The sequence below is a fragment of the Marinitoga sp. 1137 genome, from assembly GCF_001941525.1.
Taxonomy (GTDB): domain Bacteria; phylum Thermotogota; class Thermotogae; order Petrotogales; family Petrotogaceae; genus Marinitoga; species Marinitoga piezophila.
In genome coordinates, this window is the sequence record NZ_CP009471.1 from 1,979,168 (window position 1) to 2,002,153 (window position 22,986).

The following is a 22,986-nucleotide window of genomic DNA, read 5'->3' on the forward strand; positions in this document are numbered from 1 at the left end:
TATGATATTAATAGTTAATGGTCCTAACCTTAATATGTTAGGCAAACGCCCAAAAGAAATATATGGTAATTTTTCATATCAGGATCTTTTGAAATTGATCGAAGATTGGTCTGAAAAGAACAAAATAAAAACAGAAGTTTTTCAGTCAAATTTTGAAGGAGAAATTATTAACAGACTTCAGAAAATGGATTTTGATGGGCTTATAATTAATGCAGGTGCTTATACACACTATAGTTATGCAATTAAGGATGCTCTGGAAATAATTGATGTTCCTAAAATCGAATTGCATATTTCTAATATATATAAAAGAGAAGAATTTAGAAAGAAAAGTGTAATAGCCCCTGTATGCGATGGACAGATTACAGGGTTAGGACTCGATGGGTATATCCTGGCATTGGAATACCTGAAAAAAATCATAGGAAAGAGGTAGAAAATGGAAAAGCTAGTAAAGTTTGAGGATTTAGGATTATCAGAAAGTACATTAAAGGCGTTAAAGAAAAAGGGGTTTGAGGAACCAACACCAATTCAGGAAAAGGTTATACCAATTCTTTTACAGGAAGGTATTGATGTAATTGGTCAGGCGCAGACTGGAACAGGTAAAACAGCAGCATTTGGATTACCGTTAATTGAAAAATTAGAACCTTCAAAAAAGGTAAAGGCTTTAATTTTAACTCCTACAAGGGAATTGGCTATTCAGGTTGCAGAGGAGATTAATTCTTTAAAAGGAAGAAAAAAGTTAAATATTCTTCCTATTTATGGTGGACAATCAATAGAAAACCAAATTTCAAGACTTAAAAAAGGTATTGATATCGTAGTTGGAACACCGGGAAGAATATTGGATCATATTAGAAGAAAAACATTGGATTTAAAACATGTTTCTTATGTAATTCTTGATGAAGCAGATGAGATGCTTGATATGGGATTTATAGATGATGTAGAGGAAATACTTTCAAATACACCAGAAAAAAAGCAAATACTTTTATTCTCAGCTACAATGCCATCAAGAATTTTAAAGCTTGCAAAAAAATATATGAGCAATTACAAGATAATTTCTGTAAAACCAGAACAATTAACAACGGAATTAACAGAGCAGATATATTTTGAGGTTAATGAATCAGATAAATTTGAGGCGTTATGTAGAATTATAGATATAGAACCAGAGTTTTACGGTCTTGTATTCTGTAGAACAAAGGTAGATGTTGATACTGTTTCAAACAGACTTATTGATAGGGGATATAGTGCAGAGGCATTACATGGAGATTTATCCCAATATCAAAGAGAAAGAATTTTAAGGAAATTCAAAACAAAGAGAGCAAATATTCTTGTAGCAACAGATGTTGCAGCAAGAGGTATTGATATTTCAGATTTGACACATGTAATAAATTATTCATTGCCTCAAAATCCTGAATCGTATGTTCATAGAATTGGAAGAACAGGAAGGGCAGGAAAAGAAGGAACAGCTATTACTTTTGTTACACCAGAAGAATATAGAAAGTTATTGTTTATAAAAAGAATTTCAAAAAGCGATATAAAGAAAAAGAGAATTCCTAAAATAAAGGATGTTATAGAATCAAAGAAAAATAGAATAAAAACAGAAATAAATAATATCCTTGAAAGCGAAACATATGAAAACTATCTTGAATTAGCAAATGAAATGCTCGAAAATAGAAATGCAAATGAAGTACTTGCAGCAGTATTAAAATATGCTTTTCAGGATGAACTTGATGAAAGAAATTATAATGAAATTAGAGAAGTTAAAGGAAAATCATTTGTTGATAAGAAAGGTAAAACAAGATTATTTGTAGCCCTTGGTAAAGATGACGGAATCACAAAGGAAAAAATATTAAAATTAATAAAAGATTATACAAAACTTGATAATGTTAGATTAAGAGATGTAAGGATACTCGATAAATTTTCTTTTATTACTGTGTCTTTTGAAGATGCAGAGATTATACTTGAATCTTTTAAAAAGAAAAGAAGAGGAAGAAAACCAATAATTGCGAAAGCAAAAGAAAAAAGCAGAAAGGCGGAATAATTATGAAAGTACAGAAAGGAAATACTGTAAAGTTACACTACAAAGGGACATTAAATGACGGAACTGTTTTTGATTCATCAGAAGGAAGAGAACCATTAGAATTTACAGCAGGTGCAGGACAGGTAATTCCAGGATTTGATAAAGCTGTTATGGATATGGAAGTTGGAGAAAAAAAGACATTCACTATTCCTGCTGAAGAGGCATATGGAGAATATTCTGAAGAAAAAGTATTTGAATTACCAAGACAGAGTTTTCCACCTAATATAGATGAAGCAGTTGGCCAAACAGTACAACTTGCAGATCAATCAGGAAATGTATTCCTTGCTAAAATCCTTGAAGTTACAGATGAAATGGTAAAAATGGATACAAATCATCCTCTTGCAGGTAAGGATTTAACCTTTGAAATTGAAATTGTAGAAATTAACTAAAAATAATTAAAATCACTGGAGGAGAAAGTATGAAAAAGGTTGAACTTCTTTCTCCAGCCGGAAATATGGAAAAATTAAAAATGGTTTTCCGCTATGGTGCTGATGCAGCTTACCTTGGCGGAAAATTTTTCAATTTAAGAGCTCTGGCTGGAAACTTCTCAAATGAAGAGATAGTAGAAGCTGTAAAATATGCTCATTCTCTTGGGAAAAAGATATATGTTACTTTAAATATAATAGCTCATAATAATGAAATTGAAAAGGTTGCAGATTATGCTAAATTTCTCGAATCTGCTGGTGTAGATGCTGTTATAGTTGCAGATTTAGGTGTTTTTAAAATAGTTAGGGACAATACAGATCTTGAAATAAATGTAAGTACTCAGGCAAGTAATACCAACTGGATGAGCGTAAAAGTGTGGCATGAAATGGGAGCAAAAAGAATTATTTTAGCTCGTGAATTATCATTAAAAGAAATTCGCGAAATAAGGGAAAAAGTACCTGATGTTGAGTTGGAAGTTTTTATACATGGTGCAATGTGTATGTCTATTTCAGGAAGATGTTTGTTGAGTAATTATTTAACAGGAAGAGATGCCAATAGAGGAGCATGTGCTCAACCTTGCAGATGGAAGTATCATCTTGTTGAAGAGAACAGACCAGGTGAATACTATCCTATTTATGAAGATGAAAGAGGAACATTTATAATGAATTCCAGGGATCTTTGTACAATAGAGTTTATTGATCAGATTTTGGATACTGGTATTGATAGTTTAAAGATAGAAGGAAGAATGAAGGGAATATACTACGGTGCAATAGTAACAAAAGTATATAGAGAAGCAATAGATAAATATTATGAAGGTAATTTTAAATATGATCCTAAATGGATGGAGTATTTAAATTCTGTAAGTAACAGAAAATATACAAAAGGATTCTTCTTTGGCAATCCTGGAGCAGAAGGTCAAAATTATGATTCTTCATCATATAATAAAACACATGAAATTGTTGCAAAGGTCCTTGGTAAAAGCCGAGATGGTAAATCAATACTTGAAATTAGAAGTAAGATTGCAGTAGGCGAAGAAGTTGAAATTATAAAACCAGTTGGCGATCCAATAAAAATAAAAATGCCGGAAATGATTAAAATGAGAAAGGGCCAGGAAGAAGGAAAAATAGAAATAGCTAATCCAAATGTAATAGTAAAAGTCGATCTTGATCTAGAAGAAATGGATATATTAAGAAAAAAGCTCCAGAAATAAATTCTGGAGCTTTTATTTTTTTCTATTATTATTTTTCTTCAATTCCTAAGAGAGCATTACAATATGTTTTTGGATCAAAAATTTGAAGGTCATCGGCTTTTTCTCCGACGCCTATTAATTTAATAGGAATATCCAATTCCTGATTAATAGCAAAAGCAATACCGCCTTTTGCTGTTCCGTCTAATTTTGTAACCACAATTCCGGTTAAATCAGTTGTTTCTTTAAACACCTTTGCCTGAATAATACCGTTTTGGCCGGTAGTTCCATCGAGTACAAGTAAGGTTTCATGTGGAGCATCTGGAATAACCTTTTGAATAACCCTTTTTATTTTCTTTAACTCTTCCATAAGATTCTGTTTTGTATGCAATCTTCCGGCAGTATCTATTATTACTATATCTCTTCCTTTAGCGACAGCATGATTTAATGCATCGAAAGCTACAGCAGCAGCGTCAGCACCATGTGTATGGGCTATTACATCAATACCTAATCTATTACCCCATTCCTTTAATTGTTCAATAGCAGCTGCCCTAAATGTATCACCTGCAGCAAATACCACATCATGTCCTTTGTCTTTGTATAATTTTCCAAGTTTTGCAATGGTAGTGGTTTTTCCTGTTCCGTTTACACCGACAACAAGTATTACAAACGGTTTTTTATCTGGATTAAATGACAAAGGTTCATCTTTTAAATGTTCAACCATAATATCTCTTAATAGTAATAAAGGATCGTCTGAGTTTTCTTTTTTATATCGTTCTTTTAATTCTTTAAGAATATCTTCTGTTGCTTCGACTCCCATGTCTGAAAGAATCATAATTTCTTCCAATTCTTCTAAGACTTCATCGTCAAGTTTTCTTCCAGCAAAGAGTGTTTTAATATTTCCAAAAAATTTATCTCTTGTTTTTTTAAGTCCTTCTGCAATTTTATTAAAGAATCCCATGCTTTATCCTCCTACATCTAATTTGTTAACTTCGGATATATTTTACCATTAAGATAATAATTTTGCAAACATTATAGTTTGAATTTTATGACTATTATGGTAAAATATGATTATGAGAGTATTAAAAAAAATAAGAAGGAGATAATACTATGGGTGACTTCTGGGAAGATACCACATCCTGTCCGTTGTGCGGCAAAGCGTTTCCATATACAAAAATAAAAATTGATAGTATTAGAATTGAAAAGTACGATGATGATTTAAAGCCGACGTATAGAGGTCCTAATCCTCTTCATTTTTCAATTTTAACATGTCCTAAATGTGGATTTACTTACTTTAATGGTGATGATGACCTGTTTAAGAGAATAGGTAAGGATACAAAAAAAGATTTAAAAGAATATTTAAAAAGAGTTAGAGATAAAATGGGGAAAATAGATAATAGTAAGAATAAAAGTATAGATTTTTTGAAAAAACAGTATGCACTTGCTGGAATTGTGTATAAAATAGTAAATAATCCTGGAAGAATAGCGAGAACGTTTATACGTTTAGCATGGATATTCAGAGAAGAAGGAAAAGAAATGGCAGAATTAAAGATGCTGGTTTCTGCAGTTGAAATCCTTGAAAAGAATTTTAAGGATTTAAATTCTGATGAGGATTTAATAATGTATTACTTCTTTAAAGGATATACAAATTATAGGATAGGAAAGAAAAAAGAAGCCAAAGAATTTTTTAATAAATTGGTTGGAAGATATAAAAATTCAAAGAATCCATATGTAAAACAGGCAGAAAAGTTGAAAGGGGATCTGTGATGAAAAGATTGAGTTACATAGTTCTATTAATAATTTTAGTACAGTTTTTTTCATCCTGTTCGTTATTACAGGGAGTTGCATCAGACAACGAAAGATTGAATGATTTAGAAACAGAAGTTTCAACATTGAAATTAAAATTGACAAATTATGAATCTGAATTAAATTATTATAAGGAAACTGTAGAAACATACAATAGTAGAATAGAAGATTTGAATAGAAATATAACAAATTTAGGAGCGAAAATAAAAAAAATAGAAGATACATTATCTGCTTCTAATGCAGAAATTGCAAATGAGTTAAATAAATATAAAAGTGAGCTTATTTTATATCAAAATACATTAAATAATCTTCAAAAAAAGATTGGAGATATTCAGAATATTGATAATGAAGGTGTATATTCAAATTTATTGTCTGATATTAATCAAAGGATCACAAATATTGAAAATAACATAAAAATATTAAATAATGAAGCTGTAAGGATTTCCGATTTAAATACACTAAAGAATGAATTTATAACCAGAGACTCAACAGAATTACAGCAAAAGTTTGAAGCATTAAATATCAAAATAACAAATGAAGAAAAAAGAATAGATGATTTAAAAAGAGAGATACATACAACTTCTTCTTCTATTACAAATATAGAAGTATCTCTAAAAAATATGCAAAATAAAGGATTAATATTGGAAGGAAAAATAAATAATATAGAAAAAACCCTTGCGGGTATAACATTATCTTCAACTGAAATAAAAAACAACATAGATGTTGCTGTTAAAAATAATATAGACGAATTGTTGAAAACTGTTAATTCTTTAGATAAGGTGTGGCAGATTAATTTTGAAACATTAGAAAAGGATTTTGATAATTTAAAAAATGATTATAACTCATTTAAAGGAAAAGTTGGAGCAATTATAGATGAGGAAAATTTGAAAAAATACGTATATGAATCCGTTTCTGCAGAAACACAGAGAGAAGTTGCAAAGTTGTTTTATAAAACCAAAAGTGATGAACTATTAAAAATAAAAGGTCTTGAAAATCAGATGGCGCAGCTTGAGAAGAATATAAAAAATCTTGAAAATTCATTTGAAATGATAACATCACGACCTATTAGTACATTTGATGAAAAATACAAAACACAGCTGGATGAACTGGAAAGAAAATTAACAAATGCATTAATAAGTTTTTCAAAAGCTGAAATAAAAGATCTTTTTGGTTCAACAGACCAAATAATTTATCAGGTAAAACCAGGTGATACTTTAAGCCAAATAGCATTGGCTTTTGGATTGGGGTATAATGGAGTAGATTTAATAAAAGTTGCGAATAACATTGATGATCCAAGGAGTATAAGAGTAGGACAAAAAATAATAATTCCTGTTAACAATATAGAAGAGTTTTTAACATGGCCTCTTACATATACAAAACCTTCTGATTACGATAGAATAGTTGTAAGGTTTGGAGATAGAATTTCAACGGGTGTATCAGTTGGATTGGGAATATTACCATTAAAAGATGAATATGTAAGGCCTACATTGCCTGGAAGAGTTGTTGAAATAGGAAAGGCTGTTAATGAGAGTAAATATGTAAAGATAGATCATGGGAATGGGGTAATGACAGTTTATTCCAATATTTATAATATTGATCCTTCTATTAAAGAAGGAAAATGGGTGGATACAGAAACGTTAATGGGAAAGGTGAAAAAGGATAAGTTGTTTAATTTTGAAATCTGGAAAAATGGTGAGCCGCGAGATCCTATGAAATTATTCTTTAAATTTGCAGGGAATTTCAGAGCAACTTTTTACACAGAATGGGATGATAAAATTATATATTATCCAGCATTTAGATTAACAAAGTCTGGAAATGTTCCAAGACCATGGGTAACAGTAGCTGCTGATCCGAAGTATTTACCTCTTGGAACTGTGGTATATATTCCAGAATTTAGAAATACCCCTAATATGGGATTTTTTGAAGTGGAAGATATTGGTTCGAAAATTGTTGGAAATAGATTGGATATATATATTAATGATGTAAGACTTGCGCAAAATACACAGGAAGTTAGTGTTTATGTAGTAGGGAAAAAGGCCAGGAGGTAATAAAATGGGACTAACAGTAAAAAGCAGTTATGCATTAAGAGCGTTGTATGAACTTGCTTTATTTCATAAAAATGGAGTGAAAAGAGTTTCTATAAATGAATTATCGGCAAAGCAAAAAATACCGAAGGATTTTCTGGAAAAAATATTCAGTGAATTAAGGGAATATAAAATTGTTGATTCGGTGCGCGGAAGATACGGAGGATATGCTTTAAGTAGAAAACCAGAAGATTTAAAATTAAGTGAAGTAATTTATATTTTAGATAGACCATTTCAATCATATGAGTGCGTTGTTACCGGAAAATGTGAAACACTTGGTTCTGAATGCGCAGTGGGATATGTCTGGAAAAAAATAAATACAATTCTTATGAGCGAACTTTCAAAGATTACACTTGCAGATTTATTAAAAATAGGAGAAAAACTGGAATTAATGGGAGGAAATACAGTTGAAGAAAAAATTAATAATGCTGATGAGCGGCGGGGTTGATAGTTCTGTTGCTGCATATCTTGCGAAAGAGATGGGTTATGAAGTAATAGGAATTCATTTTAAAACAATACCAGATGAAGTATTTATAAAGATTCCTGAAAAAAAGAAAATATGTTGTAGTCCATCTGATACCTATGATGCAATGAGAATTGCTGATAAATTGGGGTTTGAATTAAAGGTAATAAAAATATATGAGGAATTTAAGGAAAAAATAATAGATTATTTTATAAAAGAATATAAAGCAGGAAGAACTCCTAATCCATGTATGCTATGTAATAAATATTTTAAGTTTGGATTGGCAATTGATATATTAAAAGAATATGATGCAGATTATATTGCTTCAGGGCATTATGCAATTAGAGAATTTTCTGAAAAATACAATACAGAGGTAATAAAAAAAGGGATCGATGTGTCCAAGGATCAATCTTATTTTCTTGCATATATGAAAAAAGAAGCAATACCACATATTATTTTTCCGAATGGAACTTATACAAAAGATGAGATAAGAAAGATAGCAGAAAAATTAGATATAAATATAGCTAAAAAAGTTGATAGTCAGGAATTGTGCTTTATTCCAGATAACGATTATAGAAGATTTTTAAGAGAAAATGGAATAAATGTATCAACAGGTGAAGTGCTTGATTTGGAAGGGAATATAATAGGAGAACATACTGGTTATACCAATTATACTATAGGTCAAAGAACAGGAATAAAATATTTCAAAAATCCAAATATAAAAATGCATGTGTATAAAATAATTCCAGAAAAAAATCAAATAATAGTAGCTCCAACAGAAAAGGTTTACTTTAAAGGGCTTATTAGTACGGATTTTGAATTTTTGGTTGATTTTAACGAAATTGAAGCAAGATGTAGAATAAGAAAAAGAAATGAGGAAAAAGATGCATATATAAGAAAAATAGGCGAAAATAAAGTGGAAGTTATATTTAAAGAACCTATTTTTGCTGTAACTCCTGGCCAATTTGCCGTTGTTTATGATAATGAAGGAGTGATTTTAGGAGCAGGTAAAATAGAACAATATCTGGAGGTATGAAATGTTGAAAGCTATATATCCTGGAAGTTTTGATCCCATTACATATGGTCATATAAATATAATACAAAGAGCAGCGAAAATATTTGATGAATTATATGTTGTGGTTATGCATAATATAAATAAAAAATATTTTTTTGATTGTGAAGAGAGAATGCAATTAACACGAGAATCATTAAAAGATTATAAAAATATAAAGGTTGAATGTTATGAAGGACTATTAGTAGATTATGCAAAACAGAAAAATATAAATGTTATTATAAGAGGATTAAGAGCAGTTTCGGATTTTGAATTTGAATTGCAATTGGCAAATTCAAACCGTTCTTTGAATAAAGATATAGAAATCCTTTTTTTAATGACAGATACAGAATACTCATTTGTATCTTCAACAATTGTAAAAGAGGTTGCGAGATTTAATGGAAATATCTCTCAGTGGGTACCTAAAAATGTTGAAGAAGCAATATTTAAAAAAATTAGTAATAACAATGTTTAAAAAAAGAAAAATAATTGTGTTAAAATAGTTCAGGAAAATAAGATAATACTGGGAGGGAATATAAATGGCTATAAGTGCTGCAGAAGTAAAAAAATTAAGAGATGCTACAGGCGCAGGTATGATGGATTGTAAAAAAGCTTTAGAAGAAGCTAATGGAGATTTTGACAAAGCAGTTGAAATCTTAAGAAAAAAGGGTGCTGCAAAAGCTGCTAAAAAAGCAGGAAGATCAACAGGTGAAGGAATTATTTATTCATACATTCACCACAATGAAAGAATTGGTGTATTATTAGAATTGAACTGTGAAACAGATTTTGTTGCAAGAACTGATGAATTCCATGAATTAGCAAAACAGATTTCATTACAGATTGCTTCAATGAATCCAAAATGGTTAAAGAAAGAAGATGTTCCTGAAGAAATAATTGCAAAAGAAAAGGAAATTTATGCAGAAGAAATGAAAAATTCAGGAAAACCAGAACATGTAATTGAAAAAATCGTTGAAAACAAATTAAATAAATTCTTCGAAACAAATTGTTTATTAGAACAGGAATTTGTATTTGCAGATGAAAAAGGTACAAAGATTAAAGACCTCATTACAAATGCAATTGCAAAAATAGGAGAAAACATAAAAGTATCAAGATTTGTAAGATACGAAATAGGTGAATAATATATAGGGTGGTCTTTGTCCACCCTTTTTTTTGAGAAAAAGGGGGAAGGAGTATGTATAAGCGAATATTATTAAAGCTCAGTGGTGAAGTGTTATCCGGTGAGGATAAAAAAGGTTTTGATGAAAAGGCGCTTGAGTATCTTTCTAATGAAATAAAAAAGGTTGTTCAACATGGAATTAAGCTTGGAATGGTAATTGGAGCAGGAAATTTATTTAGAGGAAGAGAGTTGCAGGATGTAACTAATAGTATAGGTGACCATATTGGAATGTTAGGGACAGTAATAAATGCCCTTTATTTAAAAGATTACTTTGAGAAAAAAGGAATTAAAACTGTAGTTGTATCTCAAATTGTTAATCTTCCATCTGTAAGAATTATACATTATGACGATATAGAATTATACTTTAATGCTGGATATGTGGTAATTTTTGCAGGTGGAACATCAAATCCATTCTTTACAACAGATACCGCAGCTGCATTAAGAGCAGTTGAAATGAAAGCAGATGTTTTGATAAAGGCTACAAAGGTTGATGGTATTTATGATAGAGATCCTAAAAAGTTTAAAGATGCGAAAAAATATAGTAGAATTACTTATGATGATGCAATAAATCTTGGGCTTAAAATAATGGATACAGAGGCGTTTTCCATATGTAAAAGATATCATATGCCTATAATAGTATTAAATTTCTTTAAAGAAGGTAATTTACTTGAAGCATTATCAAACAATAGAGTTGGCACATTTGTCAAACCCTGATAAATAAATGCATTTTTTATAATTGAAGGAGGGAGAGAAACATGTGGTATGATGAAATCGTTTCCGTTTATGCAAGAGAAGTATTGGATTCAAGGGGTAACCCAACAGTAGAAGCAGTAGTAGAATTAGCAAGTGGTGCAGAAGGAAAGGCTATTGTTCCATCAGGTGCTTCAACAGGAAAATTTGAAGCATTAGAATTAAGAGATGGAGACAAATCAAGATTTAAAGGAAAAGGTGTTTTAACTGCTGTTAAAAATATAAATGAAAAAATCTCAAAAGAATTAGTGGGTTTAAATGCATTTGACCAGCCATTAATTGACAAAGTAATGCTTGAATTAGATGGAACAGAAAATAAATCTGGTCTTGGTGCAAATGCTATTCTTGCTGTTTCAATGGCTGTGGCAAGAGCAGCAGCAGATTCATTGGGACTTCCACTTTATAAATATCTTGGAGGACCAAATGCAAAGGTATTACCTGTACCTTTAATGAATATAATCAATGGAGGAGAACACGCTGATAACAATCTTGATATTCAGGAATTCATGATTGTTCCAGCAGGTTTTGAAAAATTCTCTGATGCATTAAGAGCTGGTGCAGAAGTGTTCCATTCATTAAAATCATTGTTAAAGAAAGAAGGACATGTAACAGCAGTTGGTGATGAAGGTGGATTTGCACCAAATCTCAATTCAAACGAAGAAGCAATTCAGTTTATTATTAAAGCTATTGAAGATGCTGGATACAAAGCAGGAGAACATGTATTTATTGCATTAGATTGTGCAGCTTCTGAATACTACGATGAAGAAAAGAAAGTATATAATATTGATGGAAAAGAATTAACTGCTGATGAAGCTATGGAATACTATGAAATGTTAGTTGATAAATATCCAATTGTTTCAATAGAAGATCCATTTGATCAGGAAGATTGGGAAGCTTATCAGAAGTTTACAGAAAAGGTTGGAAAGAAAGTACAGATTGTTGGAGACGACCTTTATGTTACAAACGTAAAGAGATTACAAAAAGGTATTGATATGAAAGCATCAAATTCAATTTTGATCAAATTAAATCAAATTGGATCAGTAACAGAAACATTAGATGCTATGGAATTAGCAATGAAAAACAATATGACAAATGTTGTATCACACAGATCAGGTGAAAGTGAAGATACATTTATTGCTGATTTAGCAGTTGCAATGAATGCTGGATTTATAAAAACAGGTTCATTATCAAGAAGTGAAAGAATTGCAAAATACAATCAATTATTAAGAATTGAAGAAGAATTAGGAGAAGTTGCAGAATACAGAGGATTAAAATCATTTTATTCAATAAAAAAGTAATTTATTAAAAATCAAGGCAGCCTGTTAAGGCTGCCTTTTTCATTTAATACATATCTTTAAAATCTTCCCATTCAGTATTTAAAATAAGTTCAATCTCAGAAAAAAGTTTCTTTTTTCTGCTTGGATATTTTGAAAGTTTTGAATACATGAATTTTGGAAAGTTTTCATTGAATTCCCCGATTATTGTTAGATAATCTATTAATTCTTTGTTATAATTAAAATCAAAAGTATTTAAGAAAATTAGATTATTTTTGTATTTAAATATATAACTCCTGAAAAATAGAGGATCTTTTAGGTAAATATATTCATTCTGGAATTTTGCAATTAAAATAGAAGAAAATTCATATGAAAGATAATAATCATAAAAACTTTCAAAATCATAAATCTTTCCTATTTTTTTCTCAAGTGAATTTAACATAAAAATGATACCGTCTTTAAAGAGATTATATTCCAATTGACTCATGGGATTTTCTTTTATGATTATAAATCCATCGGTATCAACGAATTTTCGATTAAATTCATATATATAAGTATTTTTTGATTCCATGATTAGAGAGATTGATTCATTGCTTATAGTATAATTTGGCGAATTAAATAAAATCCATGAAAGATAATTTATATTAAATGCAGATTTTTTAAATAATGAAATAAAGATAATATCGCCATATATGTCAGAAATTTTATAAATTATATCTGATATATCCTTTGGATAATATATTTCTTTAAATAATAAACCTTCTAATTTTTTAATATTATTAAGAGTCGGCATTAATTCATTATAAGAATTTAACTCTAAAATCTCTGTAAGATTTAATAATTCTTTTGAAATATATTGACTATATCTAAAATATGATTTAAGCCATACATTTAAAATAGCAACAAAAAATATAGTAATAGCCATAACATATATAATTGAGAATGTAAAAAATCTGGATTTGTTATATACAGTGATTAAATATGTTGAATTTGAAAAATCTACATTTTTAATAAAATAGGCAATACCATTGTAATTTAAGACTATATTTTCTAAATTTTTTCCCAGAAAAATCTTAGAGTATATAAAATATGGAAGTTTTTTTGAAGGATACATAAGATTTGTTTCTGAATCAACAATTATCATATCCATTTCTTCTGTATTTTCGATTAATGTATTTAACAAAGAAAAATCAAAATTAAATTCAAAAATAATATATCCAATGGGTGTTTGAGATGTATCATATAATATAGAGGAGATATAAAATTTTAATTTTCCGTTTTTCTCAAATAGATTTGAAAAAACAAAATCAGAAGAGGTTTTTTCAAGTTTTTCAAGCGAATTATTAAAAGCGGTATAGTTTGAAATACTTTTTGTTTCCTGGAAAATAAAGTTTTTATTAAAATCTGTAATATAGATATTACCTGTAAAATTTATTATACTTTTTTTCTCTTTAATATATAGATCAAGATTTTTGTATAATCTTGAGTAGTTTTCATAATCGATAATAATTTCATTTGATTTCATATTTGAGAGTATTTTTGCGTAACTACTTATTTTTATATCATTTTTAAATGTATTTATGAAATTTATATATCTGTTTTTATATTCTTTTATAAAATTTATACCAATAACAGAAGAACGGTTGACGATGTTTTCAACCGTTCTATTTATAAACTGAATATTTGAATATAATATTATTAAATATGTTGCTGCAAAAAATATTAAACTTACTATAAAAAAGTTTTTAAAAAGTTTTGAATCTTCCATTTAATCACCAGATTTAAGAGTATTTTTACAAACTATTATTAGCCAATGCAACAAGGAATTTTACTGTTTCTTCAACATCAAACATTGAAACCATTTCATGAGGTGTATGTATATATCTTGTAGGAATTGAAATTGTACCTGATGGAATTCCTGATTTTGTTAATTGATAACCGGCAGCATTTGTTCCCCCAAAAATTAAAACTTCCATCTGATGTTTAATATTTTCCTTTTTAGCTATTTTCTTAAGGTGTTCAACTACCACTCTGTCACTTACTGTAGCAGAATCTTTAACCTTTATTGTTGGACCTTCGTCCAGCTTCATAGAAATTCTTTTAAAGTACTTTGGTGTATCAGAAGATGCTGTAACATCAACAGCAATTGCCATATCCACATCATAATTAAATCCAGCAACAGAAGCTCCAATTAATCCCACTTCTTCCTGAACTGAAAATACAAATATTACATTATTTTCTGGTTTATCAAGCTTTTTAATAGTTTCAATTAATGCTACACAACCAATTCTATCATCAAGAGATTTTGAAACTACCTTATCTCCAAGATCATTAAAATGTGCATAATATGTTCCAAATGTTCCAATTGGTGTTTTTTCTTCAGCCTCTTCTCTTGATTTAAAGCCAAGATCAACATATAATACATCAAAAGTGAGATTTGTTTGATTTTTTGAATATTCTTCAACAGTTTCTCCTTCAAATCCAACAACACCCACATAACCGTTAAACTGAACCATTGCTCCAATTAATACCCTTGGATTTACCCCGCCAACAGGTTCTATCCTTAAGAAACCATCATCTGTAATATGAGTAACAACAAGTCCTATTTCATCCATATGTGCATCAAATAAAATTGTTTTATCTCCTGTTCCCTTTTTTATAGCAATTAAATTTCCAAGTTTGTCAACATCTATTTCATCTACATAATCCTTTATTTCTTCAATAATAGCTTCTCTTATTTTATCTTCTCTTCCACTTGGTGAAGTTATTTCAGTTAATTTTTTTATTAATTCTTTCATTAAATAATCCTCCCTTCAAAGATTAAAAGTTCAACAAGTTTATAAGCATTTATATAATCATTTACATCTATGATTGTATTTGGCGAGTGAATATATCTTGAAGGAACAGCCAATATACCAGAAGGAATACCATCCAATGTAGTGGCAAGTCTTCTTGCGTCTGTTCCACCAGCAGTCCTCATCTTAAATTGTAACTTTATATTATTTTCTTTTGCCAGAGAAACAATCTTTTCAAATATTTCTTTTGATAAAACAACTCCAGAATGCATAAAGAATGTAGCAGGTCCATTTCCAAGATGAGTAGCCCATTTATCCTCATCGAGCAATGGAAAATCCCCTGCCGTTGTACCTTCAAGAACAAGAGCAACATCAGGTTTTATCTGATAAGCTGCAACACCGCTTCCCCTGAGTCCAACCTCTTCCTGAACAACAAAAGCGAAATATGTATCATATTGAGGTTTTCCTTCTTTTTCAATCTTATCAATAAGGTTTAACATTAACGCACAACCTGCTCTGTCATCAAAAGCCTTTGAAACAGCTCTGTCTCCTTCTATATAAAATTTTGTATCAAAAGTTACCATATCTCCAACCTTTATTTTTTTCTTTGCTTCTTCTTTGCTTAAACCAGTATAAACCTTAAATTGTGAATAGTCAGGTTTTGCTTTTCTTTCTTCAGGCTTCTGAAGATGTATGGGTTTTACCTGTATTACTCCAGGTATTTCGCCATTAACCAACAATCTTTGTGAAAATACAACTCTTGGGTCAACTCCACCTACCGGAGAAATATGAAAAGTTCCATCATCATTAACCTTTGTAACCATAAAACCAACTTCATCCATATGAGCAAGAACCATAATCTTTTTTGAAGAATCCTTGCCGGAAACCTTAGCTATAAGATTTCCCATAACATCTATATGATATTCATCAACTTTATCTTTAATTTTTTCGATTATATATTCTCTTACTTTATCTTCTTTTCCGGAAATTCCTGGTAATTCAGTTATTTCTGGAAGATATTTTAGAAGTTCATTCATTATTTTCACCTTCTTCTAAATAATTAGCAATATAATTTGCTATTAATATAGCTGACGTATCTATATCAGAAGGATCTACAACCTCTGCGGAAGAATGCATATTTAATATTGGTATTGAAATAAGAATAGTTTTAACTCCTTCTTTTACTATCTGTACAATATCAGATTCTGTTCCACTTCTCATTGGAGCAGGTTCAAGTTGATGATTAATTCCATATTTCTTTGCTGTATCAATCATTTTTTGAGTCTCTTCATTATGCATACTTGGGCCAAGCGCGATAGCTGGACCTTTGCCCATTTCAACCTTTTCATAATATGGAGGTATATCGCTACCAAAGGTAACGTCTATAACTATTCCAATTTCAGGAGCAATATCCTCAGCAGTTCTTTTTGCTCCTTTCAAACCAATTTCTTCACCCTGATTAAAGAGGAAATATATGCTTTTTCCTTCAAGATTAAATTTCTTTAATTCTTCAAGTGTTTTTAATAATACAACACATCCAACTCTGTTATCTAAAGCTTTACCGGAAATTTTTCCGTTTAATTCTATAGCTTCAATATCTACAGTTCCAATATCTCCAACCTCAATGTCTTTGGTTCCACCAGAAATCGAAAAATCTATATAGATATTATCAAAATCTGGCGAAGAAGAACGATGTTGAGGTTTTTGAAGATGCGGAGCTAACATTCCAACGACACCAATTTTTTCTCCATTTTCTGTTTTGAATTTTACGCGTTTTGAAATTAATGTTCTTGGATCCACACCTCCAATAGTGTGAACCATTGCAAATTGCTCATCGACAATTTTGGTAATAACGATACCAATTTCGTCCATGTGTGCAAATAATGCAAATCTTTTTTCTCCATTACCAAGCTTTAAACCAAGAGAACCCTTTCCTGCATCAAAAATCTCTACATCTGTAGAGATTTTTTTTGCATATTCTATAATTTTTTCCTTAACAGGATTCTCATACATGGATACCCCGAAAGCGTTGCTCAAATCCTTTAAAATCTCTCCTGTTTTCATTTTATCCCTCCATTATAATTCAATAGGTTCCACACTAATTTGATCATCATCGTAATGTATAGAAACCGGACCCTGAGGCCAGGCATAATTATTTAAAACTATTCCTGATATTTCAACAAGTGGAGAATCCATTTCTGCTGCTACAATAAAGGTATTCTTTTTTTGAGTCATACCCACTCTAACAGTGCCTTTTACCTTTCCGAATACAATAACGCTTCCCCCGGCTCTAATTTCTGCCCCCTGATTTACATTGCCAAATATTATTATATCACCGGGATTATCTAAAATCTGTCCTGAACGTACATGTTTTTTATAAATATTTGTAGCACTTAATCTAAATTCTTTCTTCTTCTTTTTTACCTCGGGAAGGTCTTCAAAATATGCACCTAATAATTGTAGCTTTTTTTCTTTTGCGATTTTACCTATTTTAGGAACAATAGAATACATTTCTGGATTTTTAATTAATACATAAAAACCGTCACCTTCTGAGAAAAAATTGCTTAATTTATCCAAGTTAACAGAAAGTTCTTCTAGAAGTTGCTTTTGAGTAACGTTTGATTCCATGAAAAAAATGATGTCTCCATCGATAAACTTAGGATAGACAAACTCTTTATTTGACGTCATATAAAAACCTCCCGTAAAAAATAATTAATCTCTATATACTATAATAACATATAAATGAAGCTAATTCCAATTTATTATTCTTAATATAAGATTGATAATCCTTAATTATTGCCTGAATTTAGCTTTTATTGCTGATTTTTTTATTAGAAAAATAGTGAAAAATATTGTAAAATATATTATGGTTTCTGAAAAATAAATTCATTAATCCATTGGAGGTGCATTATGTACTCAGAGGAATATTTGAAGAAAATTAACGAGAAAAAAACAGACTGGGAAGAAACAACGTTAAAAAAGACGCTTGAAAAATTTCCAGAAAGGAAGGAACAATTTAAAACAACTTATGGTGAAGAATTAAAACGCCTTTATACTCCTGAAGACATTAAGGATATAGATTACCTTGAAGATATAGGATTTCCAGGAGAATATCCTTTTACACGTGGTGTTCAACCAACAATGTACAGAGGAAGATTCTGGACAATGAGACAGTATGCAGGATTTGCTACTGCTGAAGAATCAAATAAGAGATATAAATATTTATTGGAACAGGGACAGACAGGATTATCAGTAGCTTTTGATTTGCCAACACAAATAGGATATGATTCTGATCATTCTATGTCAGAAGGAGAAGTTGGTAAAGTTGGTGTTGCAATAGATTCATTAAAAGATATGGAAATTCTCTTTGATGGAATTCCGCTTGATAAAGTTAGTGTTTCAATGACAATTAATTCAACAGCTTCAATATTATTATCAATGTTAATAGCTGTTGCAGAAAAGCAGGGAGTTCCTCAGGAAAAACTCAGAGGTACAATTCAAAACGATATTTTAAAAGAATATATTGCAAGGGGAACATATGTATTTCCACCAGAACCTTCAATGAAGATTATTGTAGATATATTTGAATACGGTTCAAAAAATCTTCCAAAGTTTAATTTAATCAGTATAAGTGGTTATCATATAAGAGAAGCAGGTGCAAATGCTGTGCAGGAAGTTGCATTTACACTTGCAGATGGTCTTGCATATGTTGAAGCGGCTATAAAAGCAGGGCTTGATCCAAATGTATTTGGTAAAAACCTCTCATTCTTCTTCAATGCTCACAATAATTTCATAGAAGAAATTGCTAAGTTTAGAGCAGCAAGAAGATTATGGGCAAAATTGATGAAAAATAAATTTGGAGTAACCAACCCTGCAGCATTAAGGCTTAAATTCCACACTCAAACTGCTGGTTCAACATTAACAGCACAGCAACCATTAAACAACATAATTAGGGTTACATTACAGGCGCTATCAGCTGTGCTTGGCGGTACTCAGTCATTACATACAAATTCATATGATGAAGCGTTGGGATTACCTACAGAATTATCAGCAACAATTGCATTAAGAACTCAACAGATTATTGCGTATGAATCTGGAGTTACAGAAACAATAGATCCGTTTGCAGGTTCTTATGTGATAGAAGCTCTTACAAGCGATATAGAAAAGAGAGCAATGGAATATATAGATAGAATTGAAAAAATGGGCGGTATGGTAAGAGCAGTAGAAGAAGGATATATACAGAAAGAAATATTAAATTCAGCATATGAATCACAATTAGCTGTAGAAAATGGTGATCAGGTAATAGTTGGTGTAAATAAATTTACTGTTGAAGAAACAGGTAAAAACGAAGCAATATTAAAAGTTGATCCAGAAGTTGAAGAAAGACAAAAAGAAAAATTAAAGAAATTAAGAAAAGAAAGAGATAATGAAGCAGTTAAAAAGAATCTTGAAAAGCTCAGAAATGCAGCAGAAAGCAAAGAAAATGTTATGCCATATATTTTAGAAGCAGTAAAATCATATGCTACACTTGGGGAAATTACAGATGTTTTAAGAGAAGTATATGGCGAATATCATGAAGCTGTAATATTATAATTTATATAAATAATAAGAGGAGGACATAAAAATGGAAAAAATCAGGGTTTTGGTAGGAAAACCAGGATTAGATGGTCATGATAGAGGTGCAAAAGTAGTTGCAAGAGCTTTAAGAGATGCAGGTATGGAAGTAATATATACAGGTATAAGACAAACACCTGAAGATATAGTAAATACAGCAATGGAAGAAGATGTTGATATTATAGGTCTTTCTATTTTATCTGGAGCGCACATGAAATTATGTGAAAAGGTCTTAAACTTATTAAAAGAAAAAAATGCAGATATACCGGTATTTCTTGGAGGAATTATTCCTGAAGACGATATACCGGCATTAAAAGAAATGGGAATAAAAGAAGTGTTTGGTCCAGGTACATCATTAGAAGTAATTATTAGCAAGGTGAGGGAAATTGCAAATTCAAAAAAAGCTTGAAAACCTGATTGAAAACTTTAAAAATGGTGAGAAATATGCGCTTGCAAAGATAATTTCACTTGTTGAAAATAATATAAATTACGCCTGGGAAATAATAGAACAATTACCAGAACCTTCAAAGGATACTCAAATTATTGGAATAACGGGAAGTCCAGGTGCAGGAAAAAGCACATATGTTTCCAAACTTGTTAATGAATGGGCAAAAGAAGGATTAAAGGTAGGAGTTCTGGCAATAGATCCTTCGAGTCCTTTTACAGGTGGAGCCTTTCTTGGCGACAGAATAAGAATGAGAAATATTTCAAGCAAGGAAAATGTTTATATTCGAAGTGTTGCTTCAAGAGGCAGTGTTGGAGGACTTTGTGATTCAGTTTATGATATAGTTGATGTAATGAAATCATTTGGTTTTGACAAAATAATCATAGAAACAGTTGGTGCAGGGCAGTCAGAAATAGAGATAATATTCGTTGCAGATACCATAATGCTGGTATTATCTCCAAATACTGGCGATGAAATACAGATGTTTAAAGCAGGAATAATGGAAATAGCAGATGCATATGTAATAAATAAAATGGATTTGCCAGAATCAAATAAATTTATGATACAATTAAAAAATACACTTGCTCTTGAAAATGAGTCGAAATCAAGAACAATACTTCCTGTAAGTTCTATCAGAAATGAAGGAATAAAGGAGAGCATTAGCTGGATAAATAAACACTTTGAAGAGTTAAAACTCTCTGGAGAATACGAATATAGAAAAAAAAGAAGAATGAAAAGAAGAGTAAGGAGTTCAATAATAAGAAATATTGACAATATGATAGAAAACTATAGTTTTAATTTTGAAAATATGGTAGAATTAAAAAAAGAAATACTAAAATCTATCTGTGAGGTGGATGAAAATGAAAAAGATTGATCATATTGGTATAGCTGTAAAATCAATTGATAAAGCATTAAATCTCTATAAAAATCTTCTTGAATTAGAAGTTACTGGTGAAGAAGTTTTAGAAGATAGAGGGCTTAGAGTGGTTTTTGTTCAGGTTGGTGAGACAAGAATTGAATTGTTAGAACCATTAAATGAAAACTCTGAAATTTCTGGATTTCTTGCTAAAAGAGGAGAAGGTATTCATCATATAGCATATGCTGTTGATAATGTTCAGGAAATGATAAATAAATCAAAAGAGTTGGGAATAAAACCGCTTAGCGATGAGCCAAAAGATGGAGCACACAATACAAAGGTTGCATTTTTACATCCAAAAACAACCAATGGAGTGCTTACAGAATTAGTTGAACATAGATAATTACCTCGAAAGGAGTGTTGTTTAATGGACGAAAAATTCCAGGAAATTTACGAAGAATTCCTGAAAAGAAGAGAAAAGCTCTACGAAGGTGGCGGAAAAGAAAGAATCGAGAAACAACATAAATTGGGTAAATTAACCGCCAGAGAGAGAATCGAGTTACTAGTAGATGAAGGTTCATTTGTAGAAACAGATTTATTTGTAAAACATAGAAGTACAAATTTTGGATTGGATAAAAAGTCATTTCCATATGATGGTGTTGTAACAGGAATTGGAACAATAAACGGTAAAAAAGTTGCTATTTATTCACAGGATTTTACAGTTCAGGGTGGTTCTCTTGGTGAAATGCATGCCAAGAAAATAATGAAACTCCAGGATATGGCAATGAAATATGGAATGCCAATAATAGGTATTAATGATTCCGGAGGAGCAAGAATTCAGGAAGGTGTAGATTCTTTATATGGTTATGGTGGAATATTTTATAGAAATACACTTGCATCTGGTGTAATACCACAGATTACTGTTATTGCCGGTCCATGTGCAGGTGGTGCAGTATATTCACCAGCAATAACAGATTTTATAATTATGGTTGAAAACACATCGCAGATGTTTATTACAGGTCCTCAGGTAATAAAAGCGGTAACAGGAGAAAGTGTTGATAAAGAAGCATTGGGTGGGGCTATGACTCACAATGCAAAAAGTGGTGTAGCACACTTTGTAGCTTCTTCAGATCAGGAAGCAACAGAAATAATAAAAAAACTACTATCATATATACCTTCAAATAATCTTGAAACACCAGAGGAAACAGATTTTGACAGCGTGGAACTACCTGAAAAAATATATGATATTGTTTCTCCTAATCCTAAAAAAGGATATGATGTAAGGGATATAATAAATTTAGTAATGGATGAAGGAACATTTTTTGAAGTACACAAATACTTTGCACCGAATATTGTAGTTGGGTTTGCAAGATTAGGTGGAAAAAGTGTAGGAATTATAGCAAATCAGCCTAAGGTTCTTGCAGGTTCATTGGATATAAACTCATCAGATAAAGCTGCAAGATTTATTAGATTCTGTGACGCATTTAATATTCCAATTGTAACATTTGTTGATACTCCGGGATTCTTGCCAGGGGTAAGTCAGGAACACGGTGGAATAATCAGACATGGAGCTAAATTATTATATGCATATAGTGAAGCAACAGTGCCAAAATTAACAGTTATCTTAAGAAAAGCATATGGTGGAGCATATATTGCAATGGCTTCACAGCATATAGGTTCAGACTTTGTCTATGCATGGCCAACAGCAGAAATAGCCGTTATGGGATCTGAAGGTGCTGCAAATATTATCTTCAGGAAAGATATACAGAATGCAGAAAATCCTGAACAGGTAAGAAAAGAAAAGATTGAAGAATATAAAAAAGAATTTGCAAATCCATATGTAGCAGCATCAAGAGGTTATATTGAAGATGTAATAGATCCAAAAGATACAAGAAAAATATTAATTCAATCATTGTTTGTTGCAGAAACCAAGGCAGAAGCAAGACCGAATAAAAAACATGGAAATATTCCATTATAAGTTGGTG

23 protein-coding genes are annotated in these 22,986 nt (G+C 30.7%); 17 read left to right on the forward strand and 6 right to left on the reverse strand.

The window, feature by feature from the left end:
• Position 1: 1 nt before the first annotated feature.
• Genes aroQ through LN42_RS09485 form a run of 4 tightly spaced genes read left to right on the forward strand, consistent with a single transcriptional unit; the run spans position 2 to position 3,710 of the window.
• Positions 2–430 (forward strand): type II 3-dehydroquinate dehydratase, encoded by a 429-nt coding sequence (gene aroQ, locus LN42_RS09470; RefSeq protein WP_014297290.1) that lies wholly within the window; start codon positions 2–4, stop codon positions 428–430.
• Between the two features lie 3 nt (positions 431–433).
• Positions 434–2,035 carry a DEAD/DEAH box helicase gene (locus tag LN42_RS09475; RefSeq protein WP_014297291.1) on the forward strand — a complete coding sequence of 534 codons (1,602 nt, stop codon included), beginning with the start codon at positions 434–436 and terminating at the stop codon, positions 2,033–2,035.
• A 2-nt stretch (positions 2,036–2,037) separates the two neighbouring features.
• The gene (locus LN42_RS09480) at positions 2,038–2,463 is read left to right on the forward strand and encodes a peptidylprolyl isomerase (protein ID WP_014297292.1); all 426 of its coding nucleotides are present in this window, start codon (positions 2,038–2,040) and stop codon (positions 2,461–2,463) included.
• Between the two features lie 29 nt (positions 2,464–2,492).
• The gene (locus LN42_RS09485) at positions 2,493–3,710 is read left to right on the forward strand and encodes a U32 family peptidase (RefSeq protein ID WP_014297293.1); all 1,218 of its coding nucleotides are present in this window, start codon (positions 2,493–2,495) and stop codon (positions 3,708–3,710) included.
• Positions 3,711–3,738: 28 nt separating this feature from the next.
• Here LN42_RS09485 and ftsY read toward each other — a convergent pair whose 3' ends face one another.
• Entirely contained in the window at positions 3,739–4,647 is a 909-nt protein-coding gene (gene ftsY, locus LN42_RS09490) for a signal recognition particle-docking protein FtsY (RefSeq protein ID WP_014297294.1), read from the reverse strand.
• 149 nt (positions 4,648–4,796) lie between these two features.
• Here ftsY and LN42_RS09495 point away from each other — a divergent pair, with 149 nt between their 5' ends.
• The 8 genes from LN42_RS09495 to eno all read left to right on the forward strand — a co-directional run bounded on the left by LN42_RS09495 (position 4,797) and on the right by eno (position 12,315).
• Complete coding sequence (locus LN42_RS09495; RefSeq protein ID WP_014297295.1) at positions 4,797–5,453, forward strand: DUF2225 domain-containing protein; 657 nt, start codon at positions 4,797–4,799, stop codon at positions 5,451–5,453.
• Complete coding sequence (locus LN42_RS09500) at positions 5,453–7,540, forward strand: LysM peptidoglycan-binding domain-containing protein (RefSeq protein WP_014297296.1); 2,088 nt, start codon at positions 5,453–5,455, stop codon at positions 7,538–7,540. Before LN42_RS09495 ends, LN42_RS09500 begins: the two co-directional genes overlap by 1 nt.
• A 4-nt stretch (positions 7,541–7,544) precedes the next feature.
• A complete protein-coding gene (locus tag LN42_RS09505) occupies positions 7,545–8,024 on the forward strand; it encodes an Rrf2 family transcriptional regulator (RefSeq protein WP_014297297.1) in 480 nt (159 codons plus the stop codon).
• Positions 7,984–9,075, forward strand: a complete 1,092-nt coding sequence (gene mnmA, locus LN42_RS09510) for a tRNA 2-thiouridine(34) synthase MnmA (protein WP_014297298.1) — start codon at positions 7,984–7,986, stop codon at positions 9,073–9,075. The genes LN42_RS09505 and mnmA overlap by 41 nt, the downstream gene beginning before the upstream one ends.
• Before the next feature lies 1 nt (position 9,076).
• The gene (gene coaD / locus LN42_RS09515) at positions 9,077–9,565 is read left to right on the forward strand and encodes a pantetheine-phosphate adenylyltransferase (protein ID WP_014297299.1); all 489 of its coding nucleotides are present in this window, start codon (positions 9,077–9,079) and stop codon (positions 9,563–9,565) included.
• 64 nt (positions 9,566–9,629) lie between these two features.
• On the forward strand, positions 9,630–10,229 hold the full coding sequence (tsf, locus tag LN42_RS09520; protein ID WP_014297300.1) for a translation elongation factor Ts: 600 nt from the start codon (positions 9,630–9,632) through the stop codon (positions 10,227–10,229).
• Positions 10,230–10,282: 53 nt separating this feature from the next.
• Positions 10,283–10,981, forward strand: a complete 699-nt coding sequence (pyrH, locus tag LN42_RS09525) for a UMP kinase (protein WP_014297301.1) — start codon at positions 10,283–10,285, stop codon at positions 10,979–10,981.
• A gap of 41 nt (positions 10,982–11,022) precedes the next feature.
• Entirely contained in the window at positions 11,023–12,315 is a 1,293-nt protein-coding gene (gene eno / locus LN42_RS09530) for a phosphopyruvate hydratase (protein ID WP_014297302.1), read from the forward strand.
• A gap of 43 nt (positions 12,316–12,358) precedes the next feature.
• Here eno and LN42_RS09535 read toward each other — a convergent pair whose 3' ends face one another.
• The 5 genes from LN42_RS09535 to LN42_RS09555 are packed head-to-tail and all read right to left on the reverse strand — an operon-like array spanning position 12,359 to position 17,774.
• Entirely contained in the window at positions 12,359–14,059 is a 1,701-nt protein-coding gene (locus LN42_RS09535) for a cache domain-containing protein (protein WP_014297303.1), read from the reverse strand.
• A 25-nt stretch (positions 14,060–14,084) separates the two neighbouring features.
• Positions 14,085–15,089: a M42 family metallopeptidase gene (locus LN42_RS09540; RefSeq protein ID WP_014297304.1), complete on the reverse strand. Its 1,005-nt coding sequence runs from the start codon at positions 15,087–15,089 to the stop codon at positions 14,085–14,087.
• Positions 15,089–16,123: a M42 family metallopeptidase gene (locus LN42_RS09545; protein WP_014297305.1), complete on the reverse strand. Its 1,035-nt coding sequence runs from the start codon at positions 16,121–16,123 to the stop codon at positions 15,089–15,091. Before LN42_RS09545 ends, LN42_RS09540 begins: the two co-directional genes overlap by 1 nt.
• Positions 16,116–17,150 (reverse strand): M20/M25/M40 family metallo-hydrolase, encoded by a 1,035-nt coding sequence (locus LN42_RS09550; protein WP_014297306.1) that lies wholly within the window; start codon positions 17,148–17,150, stop codon positions 16,116–16,118. The genes LN42_RS09545 and LN42_RS09550 overlap by 8 nt, the downstream gene beginning before the upstream one ends.
• Positions 17,151–17,162: 12 nt before the next feature.
• Positions 17,163–17,774 carry a septum site-determining protein MinC gene (locus tag LN42_RS09555; RefSeq protein WP_014297307.1) on the reverse strand — a complete coding sequence of 204 codons (612 nt, stop codon included), beginning with the start codon at positions 17,772–17,774 and terminating at the stop codon, positions 17,163–17,165.
• 222 nt (positions 17,775–17,996) lie between these two features.
• On the opposite strand from LN42_RS09555, the gene LN42_RS09560 reads away from it, so the two are divergent.
• The 5 genes from LN42_RS09560 to LN42_RS09580 are packed head-to-tail and all read left to right on the forward strand — an operon-like array spanning position 17,997 to position 22,979.
• On the forward strand, positions 17,997–19,679 hold the full coding sequence (locus LN42_RS09560; protein WP_014297308.1) for a methylmalonyl-CoA mutase: 1,683 nt from the start codon (positions 17,997–17,999) through the stop codon (positions 19,677–19,679).
• A 31-nt stretch (positions 19,680–19,710) separates the two neighbouring features.
• Complete coding sequence (locus tag LN42_RS09565) at positions 19,711–20,109, forward strand: cobalamin B12-binding domain-containing protein (protein WP_014297309.1); 399 nt, start codon at positions 19,711–19,713, stop codon at positions 20,107–20,109.
• On the forward strand, positions 20,087–21,019 hold the full coding sequence (gene meaB, locus LN42_RS09570; protein WP_014297310.1) for a methylmalonyl Co-A mutase-associated GTPase MeaB: 933 nt from the start codon (positions 20,087–20,089) through the stop codon (positions 21,017–21,019). Before LN42_RS09565 ends, meaB begins: the two co-directional genes overlap by 23 nt.
• Positions 21,000–21,404 (forward strand): methylmalonyl-CoA epimerase, encoded by a 405-nt coding sequence (mce, locus tag LN42_RS09575; RefSeq protein ID WP_041638618.1) that lies wholly within the window; start codon positions 21,000–21,002, stop codon positions 21,402–21,404. The genes meaB and mce overlap by 20 nt, the downstream gene beginning before the upstream one ends.
• Before the next feature lie 24 nt (positions 21,405–21,428).
• Complete coding sequence (locus tag LN42_RS09580) at positions 21,429–22,979, forward strand: acyl-CoA carboxylase subunit beta (protein WP_014297312.1); 1,551 nt, start codon at positions 21,429–21,431, stop codon at positions 22,977–22,979.
• Positions 22,980–22,986 lie beyond the last annotated feature (7 nt).